At 70.1% G+C, this 17546-nt stretch carries 19 protein-coding genes; 8 read left to right on the top strand and 11 right to left on the bottom strand.

The features are described 5' to 3' along the window. The first annotated feature begins 50 nt into the window (after positions 1-50). Entirely contained in the window at positions 51-929 is an 879-nt protein-coding gene (locus LTT66_RS26360) for a hypothetical protein (protein WP_233061078.1), read from the top strand. 185 nt (positions 930-1114) lie between these two features. Here the strand turns inward: LTT66_RS26360 and LTT66_RS26355 are convergent, their stop codons facing one another. The 4 genes from LTT66_RS26355 to LTT66_RS26340 all read right to left on the bottom strand — a co-directional run bounded on the left by LTT66_RS26355 (position 1115) and on the right by LTT66_RS26340 (position 4111). Beyond that, entirely contained in the window at positions 1115-1771 is a 657-nt protein-coding gene (locus tag LTT66_RS26355) for an urease accessory protein UreD (protein WP_233061077.1), read from the bottom strand. Between the two features lie 9 nt (positions 1772-1780). Next, entirely contained in the window at positions 1781-2500 is a 720-nt protein-coding gene (gene ureG / locus LTT66_RS26350; protein ID WP_233061076.1) for an urease accessory protein UreG, read from the bottom strand. 25 nt (positions 2501-2525) lie between these two features. Continuing rightward, entirely contained in the window at positions 2526-3161 is a 636-nt protein-coding gene (locus LTT66_RS26345) for an urease accessory protein UreF (protein ID WP_233069402.1), read from the bottom strand. A gap of 80 nt (positions 3162-3241) precedes the next feature. Next, the gene (locus LTT66_RS26340) at positions 3242-4111 is read right to left on the bottom strand and encodes an SDR family NAD(P)-dependent oxidoreductase (protein ID WP_408638676.1); all 870 of its coding nucleotides are present in this window, start codon (positions 4109-4111) and stop codon (positions 3242-3244) included. A gap of 355 nt (positions 4112-4466) precedes the next feature. On the opposite strand from LTT66_RS26340, the gene LTT66_RS26335 reads away from it, so the two are divergent. Beyond that, on the top strand, positions 4467-5195 hold the full coding sequence (locus tag LTT66_RS26335) for a hypothetical protein (RefSeq protein WP_233061075.1): 729 nt from the start codon (positions 4467-4469) through the stop codon (positions 5193-5195). A 15-nt stretch (positions 5196-5210) separates the two neighbouring features. Here LTT66_RS26335 and LTT66_RS26330 read toward each other — a convergent pair whose 3' ends face one another. Beyond that, entirely contained in the window at positions 5211-6683 is a 1473-nt protein-coding gene (locus LTT66_RS26330; protein WP_233061074.1) for an MFS transporter, read from the bottom strand. 92 nt (positions 6684-6775) lie between these two features. Here LTT66_RS26330 and LTT66_RS26325 point away from each other — a divergent pair, with 92 nt between their 5' ends. Further along, positions 6776-7462, top strand: a complete 687-nt coding sequence (locus tag LTT66_RS26325; RefSeq protein ID WP_233061073.1) for a TetR/AcrR family transcriptional regulator — start codon at positions 6776-6778, stop codon at positions 7460-7462. Positions 7463-7509: 47 nt separating this feature from the next. Further along, on the top strand, positions 7510-8502 hold the full coding sequence (locus tag LTT66_RS26320) for a zinc-binding dehydrogenase (RefSeq protein ID WP_233061072.1): 993 nt from the start codon (positions 7510-7512) through the stop codon (positions 8500-8502). A 10-nt stretch (positions 8503-8512) separates the two neighbouring features. Here the strand turns inward: LTT66_RS26320 and LTT66_RS26315 are convergent, their stop codons facing one another. Beyond that, on the bottom strand, positions 8513-9190 hold the full coding sequence (locus LTT66_RS26315) for an O-methyltransferase (protein ID WP_233061071.1): 678 nt from the start codon (positions 9188-9190) through the stop codon (positions 8513-8515). 117 nt (positions 9191-9307) lie between these two features. On the opposite strand from LTT66_RS26315, the gene LTT66_RS26310 reads away from it, so the two are divergent. Beyond that, positions 9308-10153: an SGNH/GDSL hydrolase family protein gene (locus tag LTT66_RS26310; protein WP_233061070.1), complete on the top strand. Its 846-nt coding sequence runs from the start codon at positions 9308-9310 to the stop codon at positions 10151-10153. A 66-nt stretch (positions 10154-10219) separates the two neighbouring features. On the opposite strand, the gene LTT66_RS26305 is transcribed toward LTT66_RS26310, so the two are convergent. Together LTT66_RS26305 and LTT66_RS26300 are read right to left on the bottom strand one after the other, a co-directional pair. After that, positions 10220-11482: an SPFH domain-containing protein gene (locus LTT66_RS26305; RefSeq protein ID WP_233061069.1), complete on the bottom strand. Its 1263-nt coding sequence runs from the start codon at positions 11480-11482 to the stop codon at positions 10220-10222. After that, entirely contained in the window at positions 11482-11913 is a 432-nt protein-coding gene (locus LTT66_RS26300) for an NfeD family protein (protein WP_043693442.1), read from the bottom strand. Before LTT66_RS26300 ends, LTT66_RS26305 begins: the two co-directional genes overlap by 1 nt. A 130-nt stretch (positions 11914-12043) precedes the next feature. Here LTT66_RS26300 and LTT66_RS26295 point away from each other — a divergent pair, with 130 nt between their 5' ends. The 3 genes from LTT66_RS26295 to LTT66_RS26285 all read left to right on the top strand — a co-directional run bounded on the left by LTT66_RS26295 (position 12044) and on the right by LTT66_RS26285 (position 15086). Continuing rightward, positions 12044-12868 (top strand): DUF3097 domain-containing protein, encoded by an 825-nt coding sequence (locus LTT66_RS26295; protein WP_233061068.1) that lies wholly within the window; start codon positions 12044-12046, stop codon positions 12866-12868. 633 nt (positions 12869-13501) lie between these two features. After that, a complete protein-coding gene (locus LTT66_RS26290; protein ID WP_233061067.1) occupies positions 13502-14317 on the top strand; it encodes a hypothetical protein in 816 nt (271 codons plus the stop codon). A gap of 22 nt (positions 14318-14339) precedes the next feature. After that, positions 14340-15086, top strand: coding sequence for a S1 family peptidase (locus LTT66_RS26285; RefSeq protein WP_233061066.1), 747 nt, complete (start codon positions 14340-14342; stop codon positions 15084-15086). An 18-nt stretch (positions 15087-15104) separates the two neighbouring features. Here the strand turns inward: LTT66_RS26285 and LTT66_RS26280 are convergent, their stop codons facing one another. The 3 genes from LTT66_RS26280 to inhA all read right to left on the bottom strand — a co-directional run bounded on the left by LTT66_RS26280 (position 15105) and on the right by inhA (position 17540). After that, positions 15105-15554, bottom strand: a complete 450-nt coding sequence (locus LTT66_RS26280; RefSeq protein WP_233061065.1) for a hypothetical protein — start codon at positions 15552-15554, stop codon at positions 15105-15107. 67 nt (positions 15555-15621) lie between these two features. Further along, a complete protein-coding gene (locus LTT66_RS26275) occupies positions 15622-16617 on the bottom strand; it encodes a ferrochelatase (protein WP_233069400.1) in 996 nt (331 codons plus the stop codon). Between the two features lie 86 nt (positions 16618-16703). Continuing rightward, on the bottom strand, positions 16704-17540 hold the full coding sequence (gene inhA, locus LTT66_RS26270; protein WP_043693545.1) for an NADH-dependent enoyl-ACP reductase InhA: 837 nt from the start codon (positions 17538-17540) through the stop codon (positions 16704-16706). Between the last annotated feature and the right edge of the window lie 6 nt (positions 17541-17546).

Raw genomic sequence — 17546 nt, 5'->3', positions numbered from 1 at the left:
CAGATCCGAATGTGGGGCGTCGACGTCTCCTTCCGGATGAGAGGTGATCTATGGGCACAGGCAAGCACCGAGCACCCAAACCGAACCGGCCGAAGGTGGGTTCGATCGTCGCGGCGGGGACGGTTCCGCTGATCCTCGCGATGGTGGGAACCGGTACCGCGAACGCCGAGCCCGATCGGTCCGTGCCGGTGAACCGGTTCGATTTCGGCGCCCTGAGCGACGCGGCTGCCCAGTGGCCCGGCGCCGAGGCGCCGAACGTGCGTCCGTACGAGGGTGTGCGGATCCCGGACGACACGCTGAGTTCGTTGCAGTGGGCACGTCCGTTGCCGGCCCACGAGTACCTGGCCCCATTGATGGGGCTGCACGCACCCGCCCGGGTCGCCCCGGTGCCGCCGATCGCACCGCCCCCGGGCAAATTGCGCTTCGGTGACGTGCAGGTCGACGCACCGGAGTGGCTCTACCGGGAGCAAGCGATCCAGATCAACGACAGCGCCGCGATGGCCGAGGCCGATATGGCGACCTTCCTGGACTCGGTCGGGATGGAGCGCACCAGGTCCGACCGCGTCGCGAGTCAGACCATGGGCGCCGCCGCGATCGGCGCGGCGGCGGGCTTCGTGTTCGCGAGCCCGTTCGCGTTGTTCGGGGCGGCCGTCGGCGGAGGTCTCGGCCTGGCGATCGGTCTGCCGTTCGCGCCGATCGGCCTCGCCGCAGGCCCGATCGGGGCCGCCTATGGCGCGGCCCTGATGGCCGCCCCGCTGTCGGCCATCGGTGCGGGCATCGGAGCGGGACTCGGTGCGGTGCACGCCCTCAGCGCGCCTCCGCGGGCGCTCAGCGCGCCGGAGTCGGTCGCCCCTGGCCAGGAGGCCACCGAACCGGCGCCGGAGGGCGCGGACACAGCTCCGGAGGCTTCCGAGGCGGCCGACGGCTGATCGGATGTCACTGTCCAGGAGCGAGCCGGAAGGTGGGAGCTCGACGACGCTGTCGGGCTCCCACCCTTTCTATCTCCAGGTCTCGGCCTGATTACACCTGTACTGGACGATGTCGGCATGCGGCACAGGACCTTTCGTCACCGATACCAGTAGGTGGCGCCCTTCGCGCCGAAACTCGATTCATCTCACCCCGGAATGCTCAGCAGCGCCCCCGTGCGGGTGAACAAACTGCCACCCCCCGCCAGGGGCAGCCGGGACTGCGTCAATCCGATTGTCGTCGCGGCGCGTTCTTCCGGATAGACGAGTTCGCTCTCCAGGGCACGAGGGGCGGCCAGCGCGTCATCGGCCGGGGTGCCCGCGCCCAGGGCCAGCCGATGGCGCAGCAGGGGCATGTCGTCGACGTCGGCGATCAGGTCGCCCCGCCACTCGCCGCTGTTCTCACCCGCGCGACCGACCTGGACGCGCTCGCGCATGCGCAGCCGGGCACCGGAAGCCAGCCGGATCGTGGTGACCGTGTGATGTCGCGCGCCGCCTGCTACGACCATCGGTTCGGGATCGAAATCCAGGGTGGCCCCGCTCCCGACCTCGAGGTGCCAGCGCCCGAACGACAAGGGCGTCGCCGCGCCCGGCAGGGCGATCGACGCCGCGACCGAGCGCACCACCAGTTCGGCGCCCGGTGCGACGGCGATCACGATGTCGAGCTCGTCACCGCCCAACGGCGTCGCCGCGGTACCGATCAGATGCACCGTGTTCGGACCGGTGCGACGGGCCGACAAGCCGCCGCTCGCATGGATCTCCGGAAGCGCCGCCGTGGTCGCGGCTATACGTAACTGCGTGCGCAACAGGCGATCTCAGCGCGCGGCGGCGGATTCGTCGGCGTTCGCCCGGTCCTGCTCGGCGACCGTGCGCAATTGCTCGCGCACCCAGGCCAGCACCGGCGTCGCCGCCGGGTCCTCGGTGAGCGAGACGAGCACGGTCGGGCGGTTCGCACGCACCCGCGCCGCGTCCCGCTCCATCACGCCGAGGTCCGCGCCGACCAGCGGCGCCAGATCGGTTTTGTTGATCACCAGCAGATCGGAGAAGGTCACCCCGGGTCCGCCTTTGCGCGGCACCTTGTCGCCGCCCGCCACGTCGACCACGAAGATCTGGACATCGATCAGGCCGGAGGAGAAGGTCGCGGTCAGATTGTCGCCGCCGGATTCGACCAGGATCAGATCCAGCGGCGGGTTGGCCGCCACCAGATCGTCGATGGCGTCGAGGTTGGCGGTGATGTCGTCGCGGATGGCGGTGTGCGGGCAGCCTCCGGTCTGCACGGCGGTGATCCGCTCGTCCGGCAGGACCGCGTGCCTGCGCAGGAAATCGGCGTCCTCGGTGGTGTAGATGTCGTTGGTCAGCACCGCCAGCGACAGCTCATCGCGCAGTTGCCGGCACAGCGCGGCCACCAGGGCGGTCTTTCCCGAGCCGACCGGTCCGCCGATGCCGATGCGCAGCGCCTCCCCGGGCGTGCGGGTCCGTTTCGGCCGATCGTGACCGTGGTCGTGCGGCTCACCGTCGAGCAGGTGCGGGGGCATGGCGCGGTCTCCTTCTTCCGGGGCTTCAGCTCGCGAACAGGGGCATGTCACGCTGCCGATGACGCTCGGCGAGCACGTCCTGCAGCGGATCGGACATCGCGGCGAGACCGGTCGCCGCTTCCGCGGCGACGCGGTCGCACAGCTCCGCCAGCCAGATCGTGCACGCGGCGACAGCGGCGGGGTCCAAGGCCAGCAGACGCTGGGCCGCGGTGGCGGCGCCGGTGAGTGTCGTGTAGACGACCACGCCCGCGGTCTCCCGGGGCGATACCGCGGCGGCCGCGCCGACCATTCCGAAGACCGAGGACAGATGCGGTGTGCGGCCGAGCGGTGACCAGTCGTGCCGCGGCCACAGCTGTCCGGCCAGGCGCAACAGTCCGCGGCCCTGCGCGCGGGATGCGGCACGTGCCGCGGGCGCGGGCGTGCGCGCGTCGGCTTCCGCCTCCGCCCGCGCCGGATCCAGTTCGCCCGCGCACACCGCCGCGGCGAGCGACGCGGCCACCAGCCCCGAGGTGCGGACCCGGCGACGCAGGTACAGCTCCACGGTCGCGACGTCGCGGACCAAGCCGGAGGCGACGGCTTCTTCCACGCCGCCGGAGTGCACGTGCCCGCCGATCGGCAGCCGCGAGTCGGCGAGCGCGAGCACCGTCGTGAGACCGGACACAGCCGGACCGGTCGCAACGGATTCACGCATCCGCCGATCCTATGTCCGGCGCGTCGTCCGCGTGTCCCGGACGTTGCCGCTCAGCGGCGGAAGGCGCGCTCCATGAATCGCTGGGCATGGGTGCGGGTCAGATCGGTCCACGCCTGCACCGGCGCCGACCACCACGGGGCGATTTCCCGCGGCCGGGCGGTCACCGCGTGGCAGACCAGGTCGGCGGCCTCGTCCACGGTGAGCCCGGGAACACGGCTGAAGTCGGTGGGAGCACTCATTCTGGTGTGCACGAGCGGCAGGTAGATCGAAGTGGTGGTGACGCCGTCGCGGGCCACCTCCGCCGCGACACTGCGCAACCAGACGTCGAAGGCGGACTTGGACGCGCCGTAGGCCGCCCAGCGCGGCGCGGGCGGCATCCGCACACCCCAGGTGGACATGTTCACGATGTGGCCGCGCCCACGAGCGCGCATGGCGGGCAGCAGGGTGAGCAGCAGGCGCACCGGACCCAGGTAGTTGACGTCGATGGTGCGGGTGAAATCGTGGAAACGGTCGTAGGACTCGTCGATCGGGCGGCGAATCGACTTGCCCGCGTTGTTGATCACCACGTCCAGGTGGTCGTGCTCATCGAGGAGCTGACGGCCGAGGCGTTCGACCGCGTCCATATCGGTGAGGTCGGTGGGATAGGCGTGCGCGACGCCGCCCGCGGCGGTGATCTCCGCGGCCAGCCGCTCGAGTTCGGCGCCGGAGCGGGCGACGAGCAGCACGGTCGCGCCCGCCGCGGCCAGCTTGCGCGCGCCGGCCTTGCCTATGCCGTGCGACGCACCGGTGACGAGCACGATCTCGCCGCCGACCGCGGCGCGCAACGCGTGCTCGCGCGGGCGCGACGTGGGATACAGCAGGCGCGTCGCCATACGTTCGGCGAGAGGTCGCCCGTTGTCCGAGGCCCGGGTGCGGTTCACGAATTCGACTGTAGGCGCAGAACAGGGCAGCCACTCGCGGTTCGCGCGATCACTCCGAGCGCGACATCGCACGCACGAACCGCGGCAGGTCGCGGGTGGATAGCCGGCGATGCCGACGCGCCGAGTCAGGAAGTCGCTGTAGGCGTCGCCGAGGGAAACCTCCGGTGCGCCGAAGTGAGCCGCCGAGCTCGATGGTGAACAGGGTGGCCCGCGTCGCGTGTGGGGCGGTGAGACCGCGGGCACGGGCTCGAGCATTTCTACTCACGCGCCGCCAGCGGTCATGTGTTCGAATGTGGGTAGTACACAGACTTTTTCGCCAGGGGTAGTCCCCCAGCGCCAGCCGAGGGGGAACGCCATGTCGACGCCGGGCACGCAGGTCTCGGTCGCGCAGTGGATCGCGCGCGGGATCGCGATCGTGGTGCTCGTCCCGATCCGGCTGCTGTGGGAGGGGATCGTCCTGCTGGGCCGCGTCACCGGAGCGGTTCTCGTGTTCGTCGCGCGGCGCCTGCTGGTTCCGGCAGTGGAACTGATCTGGCACTGGGTGGTGCGGCCGGTGTGGATCTTCGCGAAGGATTTCCTCTGGGGCTGGGTGGTGCAGCATCTGCTGTGGGGCTTGGTGCTCACGCCGCTGCTGTCCCTCTTGCTGGAGTACCTGCTGCGACCGCTGCGGCGCGCGGTGGAGGTTTTTCTGTGGCGCAGAGTGATTCGTCCGGTGGGAGCTTGGTTGCTGCGCTGGGTCGTGTACCCCGTCGGGTACGCGATCGCCTGGGTGTGCCACCGCATCGTCAAGTGGCTGATCGTCTGGCCGCTGGCGCAGTTGTGGCGCTGGGTGCTCCATCCGCTGTGGCGTGTGGTGCGTGCGACCGCGCGGTACGGGTGGCGGGTGGCCACCGTCATCGTGGGTGTGCTGGTCGTGGCGCCGTGCCGGGCGCTGTACCGCTACGTGCTGCGCCCGGTGTTCGCCGCCGTCGCGGTCGTCTGGAACACGCTGGTGGCGCGCCCGGTGCGCTGGGTGCACCGCACGATCGTCCGGCCGACGAACCGCTGGGCGGCCGAGGTCGTGGCGGCGGTGTTCGGCCGCTGAGCCCGGCCCCGCGGTTCAGCGCGGGCCGGGCGAGGCGAAGCGCGCGATCAGCGCCATAGCGGCGAGCACCGTCGCGCCGACGGCCACCGCGACGTGCATGCCGTCGACGAAGGATCCGCGCGCCGCCTCGACCAGTGCCGCGTCGCCGCCGGACCGCTGGATGGTCTCGCCGAGCGTGGCCGCGTAGTCGCCGCCGGACCGGAAGATCAGCGCCGCGAGCGAACCGAGCAGCGCCAGGCCCAGCGCGTTGCCCAGTTCGAAGCTGGTCTCCGAGATGCCCACCGCCGATCCGGCCCGCTCCGGCGGCACCGAGGCCACCGAGACCTCGGACACCAGGGTGAACGCGAGACCGTAGCCGATACCCGCGATCGTCGACCCGGTCAGATACCACCACAGTCCGTCGTGCGCGCCGACGCCGAGCAGCATCAGGTTGCCCGCCGCGGAGGCGAGCAAGGCGAACACGAACGTGGCGCGGGCGCCGAAACGATGTCCGACCCGTGCGCCGCCCATCGAGCAGACGAAGACCGCGATCGCCATCGGAATGCCGAGCAGCGCGGCCGCCAACGGCGTGCGCCCGGTCACCGACTGCAAATAGATGCTCGTCAGATAGCTCATCCCGGCCAGCGACATCATCCCGGCAAGACTGGCGCCGATCGCCACGGAGAACTGGGGACGGGCGAACAACCGCAGGTCGAGCAGGGGTTCGTCGAGGTGTCGCTGCCTGCGCACGAACGCGGTCAGGATCACCGCGCCGATCAGCGCGATGACCACCGCCTGCCCGTCGACGCCCTCGGTGGCGGCGTGCTTGATGCCGTACACCACCGGCAGGATGCCGCCGATCGACAGGGCGACGCTCGGCAGGTCCAGTGGCCCGAGGGCCCCGGCCCGGTGTTCCGGCAGGACGAACGGGCCGAACGCGAGCAGGATCAGCAGCACCGGAATGTTGATCAGGAACACCGAGCCCCACCAGAAGTGATGCAACAGTATTCCCCCGATGATCGGCCCGACGGCCGAACCACCGGCGAAGAACGCCGTCCAGACGCCGATCGCGGCGGCGCGCTCCCGCGCGTCGGGGAACAGGCTCGAAATCAGCGCCAGACTGGACGGCAGCAGCGTCGCGCCGCCGATGCCCATCAGCGCCCGCGCCGCGATCAGCACGCCCGCGCTGGGCGCGAACGCGGCGATCACCGACGCGATGCCGAAGACCGCGGCGCCCGCCAGCAGGATATTGCGCCGCCCGATCCGGTCGCCGAGATTGCCCATGGTGATCAGCAGGCCCGCGATCAGGAAGCCGTAGATGTCCAGGATCCACAGCTGCTGGTCGGCCGACGGGTCCAGATCGAGCGTCAGCGTCGGCAGCGCGAGGAACAGCACCGAGATGTCCATCGACACCAGCAGCACCGGCAACAGCAAGACCGCGAGGCCAAGCCAAGCGCGGCGCGAGCCCGTCGTGGACGGCGCGGTCCGCACCGGCTGCACGTCTGTCATCTCCGAAAGTCCTCTCGCTGGCGCGTACGTCGTACGCATGAGTCCGGGTACAGTGTACGCAGCCGGGCCGAGGACGGAAAGCAGGACATGGGATGACCGAGATCAAGCTGCACCGCGCCGCCATCGTCGACGCCGCGATCGAACTCGCCGATACCGAGGGCTTGGACGCGCTGTCCATGCGGCGCATCGCCGACCGGCTCGGGGTGGGCGCGATGTCGCTGTATCGCCACGTCGCGAACAAGGACGAACTGCTCGCGCTGATGACCGACGAAGTGGCCGGGCGCAACCCGTATCCCTCCCCCGAGGGACAGCAGTGGACGTGGCGCGAGCGGGTTCGCATCGCCGCCGAGGTCGACTGGGCCCTGTACCGGCAACATCCGTGGGTGCTGCTCACTTTCGCCACGCCCCGCTACAGTTTCGGGCCGCAGAGCCTGGCCTGCCTCGCCTGGTTGGTGGACGGTTTCCTGGAACTCGGCGTGTCCACGCGCGAGGCGACCGGCATGGCCTTCACCGTGTGGAACTACATCTCCGGCGCCACACTGCCGGAGATCAGCGCCGAACTGATGGCGCGCAAAGGCATGGATCCCGGCGGCGACAACGCGCTGCGGACGCTGCTGAACGGCGCGGCAGCGGGACCGGTCCCGCCCGCGCTGGCCGATCTCGCGGGCAGCGGGGTGAGCGATCTGACCCAGCAGGAATTGCTCTACGACGGGCTCGACGCGCTGTGCGACGGATTCGCGGCGCGGGCCCTGCGGCGTGATCGGTTGACCTCGACCTGACTCGAGGTTGCAGGCTGGTCGGCGACCACCCACGAACAGGAGTTTCCGTGCACGCCATTCGCCTCCATGCCTTCGGCCCGGCCGAGAACCTGCGCTACGAATCCGTTCCCGATCCCGTGCCCGGTCCCGGCCAGGTGCGTATCGCGGTGGCGGCGGCCGGTGTGCATCTGATCGATACGGCGCTGCGCAAGGGCGAGGCCGGGCCGTTTCCGGTGCCGGAACTGCCGACCATCCCCGGCCGCGAGGTCGCGGGCACCGTCGACCGCGTCGGCGCCGGCGTGGCGCCGAGCCTGCTCGGCGCCCGCGTGGTGGCCCACCTCGGCGCGATGCCCGGCGGTTACGCCGAACTGGCCGTGACGGACGCGGCCCGGCTGCACGAGATCCCGGCGAACCTGGACGCGGCGGAGGCGGTGGCGATGATCGGCACCGGGCGCACGACGATGGGAATCCTTCAGTTCACCGAGTTGCAGCCCGGCAGCGTCGTCCTGGTGACGGCCGCGGCGGGCGGCATCGGCACCCTGGTGGTGCAATACGCGAAGAACGCCGGAGCGACGGTGATCGGCTTGGCCGGTGGCCCCGCGAAAGTGGATCAGGTGCGGCGCAACGGCGCCGACCTGGCGGTGGACTATCTGGCACCGGACTGGCCGGACCGGGTTCGCGCCCGCATCGGCGAGCACGGGGCGAACGTGCTGTTCGATTCCGTGGGCGGTGCGGTCGCCCGCACCGGCATCGATCTGCTCGCACCGGGCGGGCAGCACCTGGTCTACGGCTGGTCCGGCAAGTCGGAGCAGGAAGGGCGGTTGCGGCTGTCGGCCGACGATCTGGCCGCCCGCGGTATCACCTCCGAGATGGTGATCGGCCCACCGATGCTCGCGCGCGTCGGCGGCGATCTGCGCGTCCTCGAGGACCGCGCCATGGCCGAGGCGGCCGCGGGCCGGCTGCGCCCCGAGGTCCATCGCTTCACGCTCGCCGAGGCGGCCGCCGCGCACCGGGCGCTGGAAACCCGCGCGACGACCGGCAAGGTGGTGCTGACGCCCTAGCCGAAGCGGCTCACTCGTCGATCTCGCCGTTCACCACCGCATAGGCGAAGCCGTCCCACCCTTTGCTGCCGACGGTCTGGACCACCGTCGCGTCCAGACTCGGTTCGGCGGTGAGCAACTCGACCAGCTCGCGGCTGGCCTGTGCGTTCGGATCCTCGGAAGCCTCCTCGGCGATCGCACCGCCGCGCACCACGTTGTCGACGATGATCACCGAGCCCGGCCGGGTCAGCCGCAGTGCCCACAGCACGTAGTTCGAGTTGTTGACCTTGTCCGCGTCGATGAACACCAGGTCGAACGGGTCGGGATCCTCCTCGGCGAGCACGGGCAGGCTGTCCAGCGCGGCGCCCACCCGGATCTCCACCCGGTCGCCGACACCCGCCCGTTCCAGGTTCGCCCGCGCCACATCGGCGTGCTCAGCGGCGAACTCGAGCGTCACCACGCGTCCCTTCTCCCCGACCGCACGGGCGAGCCAGATCGTGCTGTACCCGCCGAGTGTGCCGATCTCCAGCACCCGCCGTGCTCCCACCGTCCTGGCCAGCAGATGGAGAAACTTCCCCTGCGGCGCCGACACGTCGATCGGGGGCAGGCCCGCCGCCTTGTTCGCCTCCAGCGCGGCTTCGGAAGCCGGATCCACCACCAGCGTTTCCACGAGGTAGCGGTCTACGTCGGCCCATCCAGGTGTCGTCATACATGGAAGTCTGCCACCCGATTCCACGCGCGGAACGGGCTTCGGCGAGTAGCGTGCGGCACAAAGAGACGTGCATGTCCCACGATCGCGCCGAGAAACGGACGGACAGGACCCGACATGACGAATCTTGCGCGAACCGTGGCCGTCGCCGCCTGCCTGGTCGCCTCGGGTTTCACCGCGCCTGCGTACGCGGCCCCGACGGACGGCGGGACCGAATACGTCGCTCTCGGCGATTCCGGCGCGGCCACTACGGGCGTGCGCAATTTCGACACTTCGTCCCCACCGCGGTGCCTGCGCTCGACTGCCAACACACCGAAGCTGATCGCCCAAGACCTCGGCCTGCGGATCGACGACCGCACCTGCAACTCGGCGCGCATTCCGGACCTCACCGCTGCCCAGGGACCGGGCATCCCACCCCAGTTCGACGCTCTCGGCCCCGGCACCAGACTGGTTACGGTGCACATCGGCGCCAACGACGCCTTGATGGCCGAGCACGTGGTCGGCTGCCACGTATCGGGCCTGGTCGGAGTCGGTGTGTGCGCCGGTCCGGACTGGGACACCGCCATCGACGCGATCGCTGCGTCGTATGCGACCGCGCTGCAACAGATCTCCGTGCGGGCACCGCGGGCGAAGATCGTGGTCGACGGCTGGCCGCTCTATGTGCGCGACGGCGGCTGTCCCGAGCTGGTCGGTCTTCGCCCGCCCGATGCCGCGCGCATCCAAGCCGCCTTCGATCGTCTCAATACCGTGGTATCCCGCGTCGCCACGGCGCAGGGCGCGGTCTACGTCGACACCCGCGCGGCCTCGCAGGGCCGAGACGCGTGCGCGCCCGTCGGCATCCGCTGGATCGACCCGGTCATCGCCACCGAGACACTCATCCCCTACCACCTCACCCCGCAGGGCATGCGTGGCGTCGCCGACGTCGTCCTCCCGGCGATCCGCGCCGCCGGCCTGCCCGGCTGAGCCGTTCGCCTGCTCCGACGCACCCGCCCCGGGCTCGGGCGGAGTCCGGGGCGGGTGGGCGTGGGTTTACTTCGAGAAGTTCTCCGGCGGCTGCCAAGGACGGCCGTGCGGGTCGTCCGGTTGCTGGGCGGGGGGTTGCTGCGGCGGCTGCTGCGCCGGGAAAGCCTCCTGCGGAGGGATGACCGGCTGGTGCGGCGAGGGCTCGAAGCCCTGTGGAGGCGGTGTCGGAGTCAGCCCCTCGACCGGAGTCCGCGCCGTCGCCTCGGCGGCGCGCACGGCCCGCTCGATGGTCGGGTCGGGCGCGGTGTCGAACCAGTCCGCGACATCGGAGTCGTCCTCGGGCTTGACTTCCGCGCCGTCGGAGGCGGGCGGTTCATACCGGAACACGCCGTCCTCGCCCTGGCTGCCGAAACTCTTGGCGAACCCTTCCAGCGCTTTGCCGAAATCGCTGGGCACCAACCACACCTTGTTGGCGTCCCCGCGCGCGACCATGGGCAATGTCTGCATGTATTGATAGGCAAGCAATTCCGGCGTGGGCTTACCGGATTTGATGGCGGCGAAGACCTTCTCGATGGCCTTGGCCTGGCCCTGCGCCTGCAGATAGGAGGCAGCGCGCTCACCCTGCGCCCGCAGAATGCGGCTCTGCCGTTCACCTTCGGCGGCCAGGATCGCCGACTGCTTGGCGCCCTCGGCGGACAGGATCTGCGCCTGTTTCGAACCCTCGGCCGTCTTGATCGCCGACTCGCGCTGGCCCTCCGCGGTGAGGATCATGGCGCGCTTCTCGCGGTCGGCCTTCATCTGCTTCTCCATCGACTCCTGGATCGATGGCGGCGGATCGATGCTCTTCAGCTCGACCCGCGCGACGCGCAGACCCCAGCGCCCGGTCGCCTCGTCCAGCACGCCGCGCAGCTGGCCGTTGATCGCGTCGCGGGAGGTGAGGGTCTGCTCGAGCGTCATGCCGCCGACCACATTGCGCAGCGTGGTCACGGTCAGCTGCTCTACGGCGGCGATGTAGTTGCTGATCTCGTACACCGCCGCCTGCGGGCTGGTCACCTGGAAATACACCACGGTGTCGATGTGCAGGGTCAGATTGTCCTCGGTGATCACCGGCTGCGGCGGGAACGACACCACCCGCTCCCGCAGATCCACCTTGGCCCGGACCCGGTCGGCGAACGGCACCAGGAACGTGAGCTGGCCGGACACGGTACGCGAATACCGGCCCAGGCGCTCGATCACCGCGGCCTCGGCCTGCGGCACCAGCGCGATCGACTTGAAGACCACCACCACGACCAGCAAGACGAGGACGGCGGCAACGATCAGTACAGCCATCAAGGCCCCTTCCAGACGACGGCGGTCGCGCCGTCGATCTTCATGACATACACGGTCGTACCCGGTTCATACACTTCGGTCGTGTCCATCGGCCGCGCCGTCCACACCTCCCCGCCCAGCTTCACCTGGCCGGAATGCGCCGCGACCTGTTCGAGCACCAGAGCGGTCTTCCCCGGCAAGGCGTCCACGTTCGTCGGCGTGGGCGGCGGAGTTCCGAAGCGGCGCCGGATGATCGGGCGTACGCCGAGGAACAACACCGCCGACATCACCGCGAAGACGATGGCGTCCACCACCAGCGACGTACCCGCCGCCGCGCTGACACCTGCCGTGCCCAGCGCAGCGACACCCAGCATCAGCAGGGTGAAGTCGCCGGTGAGCATCTCCGCCGCCGCGAGCAGAATGCCCGCGACCAGCCAAAAAATTGCGGCCACACGACCACTGTAGTGCTCCGGTCATGATCTGGGGCGCGACCTTCGGGAGTACTCCGGATGAATTCCGGACGCGGGCGCGCGGTGCCCCGGGTGCGCCGAAAGCCGCAGCGGCGGTGCTAGCTTCAGGCAGGTGAGCGGGCGTGACAGGTATGATGACATCTTCTCCGGACATCCTCGATCGAAGAACAGGACGGTGCCGACGGTCATCGCGGAACGCGATCTGGTCGTCGAGGACGCCGCCACCGGATTTTGCGGCGCGGTGGTCGGATTCGATCGCAGCTACGACGGCGAGTTCGTGAAATTGGAGGACGCCCGCGGCACGGTGCGCCTGTTCGCACTGCGCGAGGCCGCGTTCCTCATCGACGGTGAGCCGGTGACGCTGGTGCGGCCGTCGGCCGCCCCGCCGAAGCCGCCGCACCGCTCCGCCTCCGGCTCCACCCGGGTCGAGGGGCTGCGCGCCCGGGTCGCCCGCGGCAGCCGGATCTGGGTGGAGGGCGTCCACGACGCCGCCTTGGTCGAGCGGGTGTGGGGCCACGATCTGCGGGTCGAAGGCGTGGTGGTGGAGCAGCTCGAAGGCTTGGACAATCTGGCCGCACGGCTGCGCGACTTCGAGCCGGGCCCGGGCAGGCGGGTCGGCGTGCTGGTCGACCATCTGGTGACCGGATCGAAGGAGACCCAGCTGACCACCGGACTCGGGCCGCACGTCCTGGTGACCGGACATCCCTTCGTCGACGTGTGGCAGGCGGTGCGCCCGGCGACGGTCGGCATCGCGCAGTGGCCGCAGGTGCCGCGCGAGGAGGACTGGAAGACCGGCGTCTGCGCACGCCTGCGCTGGGGTACGCCCCAGGACGGCTGGCGGCGGGTGTACGGCGCGGTGACCTCCTTCCGCGATCTGGAGGCTCCGCTCATCGGCGCCGTCGAGCGCCTGATCGACTTCGTCACCGAACCGGATTAGGCGTACCTCCGCCTGCGCTCCGGCCATGCGCGGGGCTGTCGACGGACTACGTCCGGCCGCGCCCAACAGTGCGTACCTCCGCCTTCGCTCCGGCCATGCGCGAGGCTGTCGACGGACTACGTCCGGCCGCGCCCAACAATGCGTACCTCCGCCTTCGCTCCGGCCATACGCGGGGCAACGGACGGACAACGTCCGGCCGCGCCCAACAATGCGTACCTCCGCCTTCGCTCCGGCCATGCACGAGGCTGTCGACGGACAACGTCCGGCTGCGCCCAACAATGCGTACCTCCGCCTTCGCTCCGGCCATGCACGAGGCTGTCGACGGACAACGTCCGGCTGCGCCCAACAATGCGAACCTCCACCCTCGCTCCGGCCACGCACGAGGCAATCGACGGACAACGTCCGGCCGCGCCCACTCAGGTGTAGCTCCGGCCATGCGGGGGCCTATCGACGGACGACGTCCGGCGCGCCCACTAACGGGTTCCGGATCGGTCGCGGCGGTCAGATGCCGGACGGTGTCCGCGCGAACCCCGTGGTAGCCGGGAGCGCGGTGCCCGCGGTTCCCGTGCTGCTCACGAATGCCCTTGCGCATGGATGCCCACCGGTAGCGCCCACCCTTTATGCTCGATAATTATGTGCTCTCCAAGCGCGACACTGACGGTGTGGGCGAGCTCCTGGCTGGCCGGCCGCAGTGCGCCCGACGACGTTTTGGCCGCCTTGCACGCCTGGGCGCCGAAGCACACGATCGCGGCGGGTGACCCGTTCACCGGCGGCCGCACCGACCTACCGTGGTCCGCGCACGGCAATCTGCCGGGAAGCGGAGTCATGGCGCTGTTGAAGGTGATTCGCGAAACGATGGCTCAGCCCGGTTCGCAGCTGCGGTTGGTGCTCCCCGTCCCCGGAGACGTGCGCGGAGTCCCCACGGGCACGGCATTCGCCGCCGACGCGATCGAGGCCGAGGAAGGCATTCTGATCGGTCTGCCGGGTACCGACGGCACCGGCCTCATCCCGCAGTGGCCCGACGACGACACTCTGCAGTGGACCGTGTACAGCACGCCCATCCCGGCGGCGCCGGGCCCGGACATGTCGCTCGGCGAGGCCGAATACGCGATGCGCGAAGCGGTCCGCGATGCCGCCGACGCGCTGATGAAACTGCACACCACCTCGCTGGGCGCGGCCGACTCCGATCCGCGCGAACTCATCGAAGCCGAGCTCGCCGATTACTCGCGGCACGACTATCCCGAGTCGATTCCGTTGCGCGCCAGGCGCATTCTCGATACGGCCGATCACGTGGCGGCCATCCTCACCGTGGCGCAGCGGGAGCCCGCTTCGGCACCCACCTCGGCTACCGCGATCGGAGCGCAGGAATCGCTGCTGCGCCCGCTGTGGGACGCGATCCGCGCCGCTCGTCTGGTCGCCGTACACGCCTCGGCGCGCGGAAGCCGCTGACCGGGATCGCGGGCGGTGTGACATGCGAATTCTCCGTCGTGGCCGCACAGCCGCCCTCGCCGTGCTCATCGGTCTCGGCCTGCACGCCCCCGCCTCGGCGATCGTGGGTGGCACCGACGCCACGACCGCGGAGTATCCGTGGCTGGCGGCCATCGGCACGCCGTTGTTCCTCAACCGTGCCACCGGCCAGTTCTGCGGCGGCGCGCTCATCGCGCCGGACCAGGTGATCACCGCGGCGCACTGCGTGGCCCTGACGCCGCCGCTGGCGCAGACGCTCACGGTCACCTTCGGCCGCGATGACCTGCGCGGGAACAACGGAAACACCGCGCAGGTCAAGGACATTCGCATTCATCCCGATTTCCGGGTGAGCGGTCTGGACGCGACTGCGGTCTATCGGAACGATGTGGCGATCCTGACCCTCGACCAGCCACAGCCCGGTCCGACCGTCGGTATCGCGGCGCCCGGGCCGGGCGCCGGAACCATCTTGGGCTGGGGAGCGACCTCGGAAGCCGGCGAAGGCAACGCCCGGCTGCACACGGCGAGTGTCTCCCTGGTCACCGACGCCGAGTGCACCGCCGCCTATGGTTCCGCCTTCGACCCCTACACCATGCTCTGCGCCGGTAGTCCGACCGCGGGCGCCACCCAATACGACAGTGGCGGACCGCTTCTCGTCGACGGCCGGCTCACCGGCCTCATCTCCTGGGGGGAGGGCACGGCCCGCCCCGGCTTCCCTGATGTCTACACCCGCCTCACCGGCATCGAGTTCTGACGCTCCGGCGGGTGGCGATCACTGCTGCGGCGGCTGATACGGCTGCTGCGGAGGATACGGCTGCTGCTGCGGGTACTGCTGGTACTGCTGCTGCGGCTGCTGCTGGTAGGGCTGCTGATACTGCGGAGGCGCCGGGTACTGCGATTGCCCCGAGAAGTCCTGCTGCGGCGGATACGGTTGCGGGTACTGCTGCGCCTGCGGGAACTGCTGCTGGTAGGGCTGCTGCGGATACTGCTGCTGGGACTGGTTCGAACTCCCTCGCTTGCGCAGCCAGATCACGAGTCCGATGACTACGACGACGACCCCGATGCACAGCAGCAAGCCGCCGATCGAGAACCCGCCACGGCCACTGCTGCGGCTGCGGCGCCTGGCCTCGGTGGCGTCGAGAGCCACGGTCCACACCTGCGCGTCGGACCAAGCGTGCGGATCGAGCAGTGCGGCGTTGGTCAAAACGTCGGCATAGGTCATCGAGAGTTACCCCCCAGAAAGTCGGATTCGGCGATCGGTCGCAGGCGATGCTATCGCCTGGGCCGCCTCAGTTCCCAGCAGTGGGACGGCGCGGCACCGCGCAGCAGCCGACGGCACATGGTGCGCCGTCCCGGGTGCAGCCGTAGCCCGCGACCTCGCCGAGCCGACGGGGTTCGATGCCGCGCACCTGCTCGCGGACCAGTTCGACGACCAGCTTCGCGAAGCGCGGATCGGTTCCCGGTGTCGCGGCCCGGGCGAAGCCCATACCGAGTTCGGCGGCTTTCTGCGCGGCCTCGTTGTCCAGATCCCAGATGACTTCCAGGTGATCCGAGACGAACCCCACGGGGCAGACGACTACGGCCTCGACCCCTTTGGCGGCGAGGTCGTCCAAGTGGTCGACGATGTCCGGTTCCAGCCACGGCACCTGCGGCGGACCGGAACGAGACTGCCAGACGACGTCGTAATCCGTGAAACCCGTTGCCGCGGCACACAATCGGGCCGCATCGGCGACCTGCCGGCTGTAGAGCCGCCCACCGTCGGCGGGCGGACCGGCGGCGGCATCGGCCGACACCGGAATGGAGTGCGCGGTGAACACCAGGCGCGGCGCGGCGCGCCGCTCGGCCGCGAGCTGATCGCGCGCCGCGCGGATGGCGTCGGCGAACGCCTCGATCAGCAGCGGGTGGTCGAAGTACTGGCGCAGCTTGAGCAGTTCCGGCGCGCCCGCGCCGGACGCAGCGCGCGCCCTGGCGATGTCCTCGTGGTACTGCAGGCAGCCGGAGTAGCCGCCCCACGCCGAGGTCGGGAAGACCAGTGCGGAACCGACACCGTCGGCGGTCATCCGCGCGACGGTGTCCTCCACCATGGGATGCCAGTTCCGGTTACCGAAATAGACCGGCAACTCCAGACCCGCGGCGGCCAATTCCGCCTCCACCGCGGCGATGATGTCGCGATTGAGCGCGTTGATCGGCGAGACACCGCCGAAATGCAGGTAGTGCTCGGCGACCGCTTCGAGACGCTCGCGCGGCACACCCCTGCCCCGAGTGACGTTCTCCAGGAACGGCATCACGTCTTCGGGACGCTCCGGACCGCCGAAGGACAGCAGCAGCAGCGCATCGGCGGTACGAATCACGGTGTCTCCCCTCGAATCGCTCAGTTGATCGCCATGTCCTCCGGGAACCAGGTGTTGTGGCTGGCTCCGCCGTCGACGTAGATGATCGAGCCGGTGGTGCCCGGCAGCCAGTCCGACAGCAGCGCCACGATCGACTTCGCCACCACGGTGGGGTCGTCGACATCCCAGCCGATCGGCGAGGCGCCGTCCCAGTAGGTGTTGAGCTGGTTGAGCTTGGCCGCGTCGTCGGTCGCGGTGCCCGCGATCGCCTTGGCGGCCAGCGTCTTGATCGGACCGGCGGCGATGAGGTTGGAGCGGACCTTCTTGGCCGCGCCCACCTCCCGCGCGACGTACCGGTTCACCGACTCCAGGGCCGCCTTGGCTACGCCCATCCAGTTGTAGTACGGCATCGCGGTGCGCGGATCGAAGTCCATGCCGACGATCGAGCCGCCCTCGTTCATCACCGGAAGCACCGCGCGCGAGAGCGAAGCGTAGCTCCACGCCGAGATCTCGAACGCCTTGGCGGCGTCCGGGCCCGGACCGTCCAGGAACGGCCGAGCCTCCGGCCCCATCAGGGTGCGGGGTGCGAAGGCGATCGAGTGCAGCACTCCGTCGATCCCCTGCGGAGCCAGTTCCCGCAGCTTGTCTGCCAGGCCGGCGAGATCCTCTTCGCTGGTGACATCGAGCCCGATGGCCGGTGGCACCTCCTGGGGCAGGCGCTTGGCGATCCGGTCGATCAGCCGCAGCCGCTCCGGGATGCCGGTGATGATCACCTTCGCGCCCTGCTCCTGCGCGACGGCCGCCGCGTGGAACGCGATCGACGAATCGGTGATGATGCCCGTGACCAGGATGGTCTTGCCTTCGAGCAGTCCGCCCATGAGTTC

This window comes from Nocardia gipuzkoensis, assembly GCF_021183645.1.
GTDB lineage: Bacteria > Actinomycetota > Actinomycetes > Mycobacteriales > Mycobacteriaceae > Nocardia > Nocardia abscessus.
This window is presented reverse-complemented; position numbering and strand designations above follow the sequence as displayed.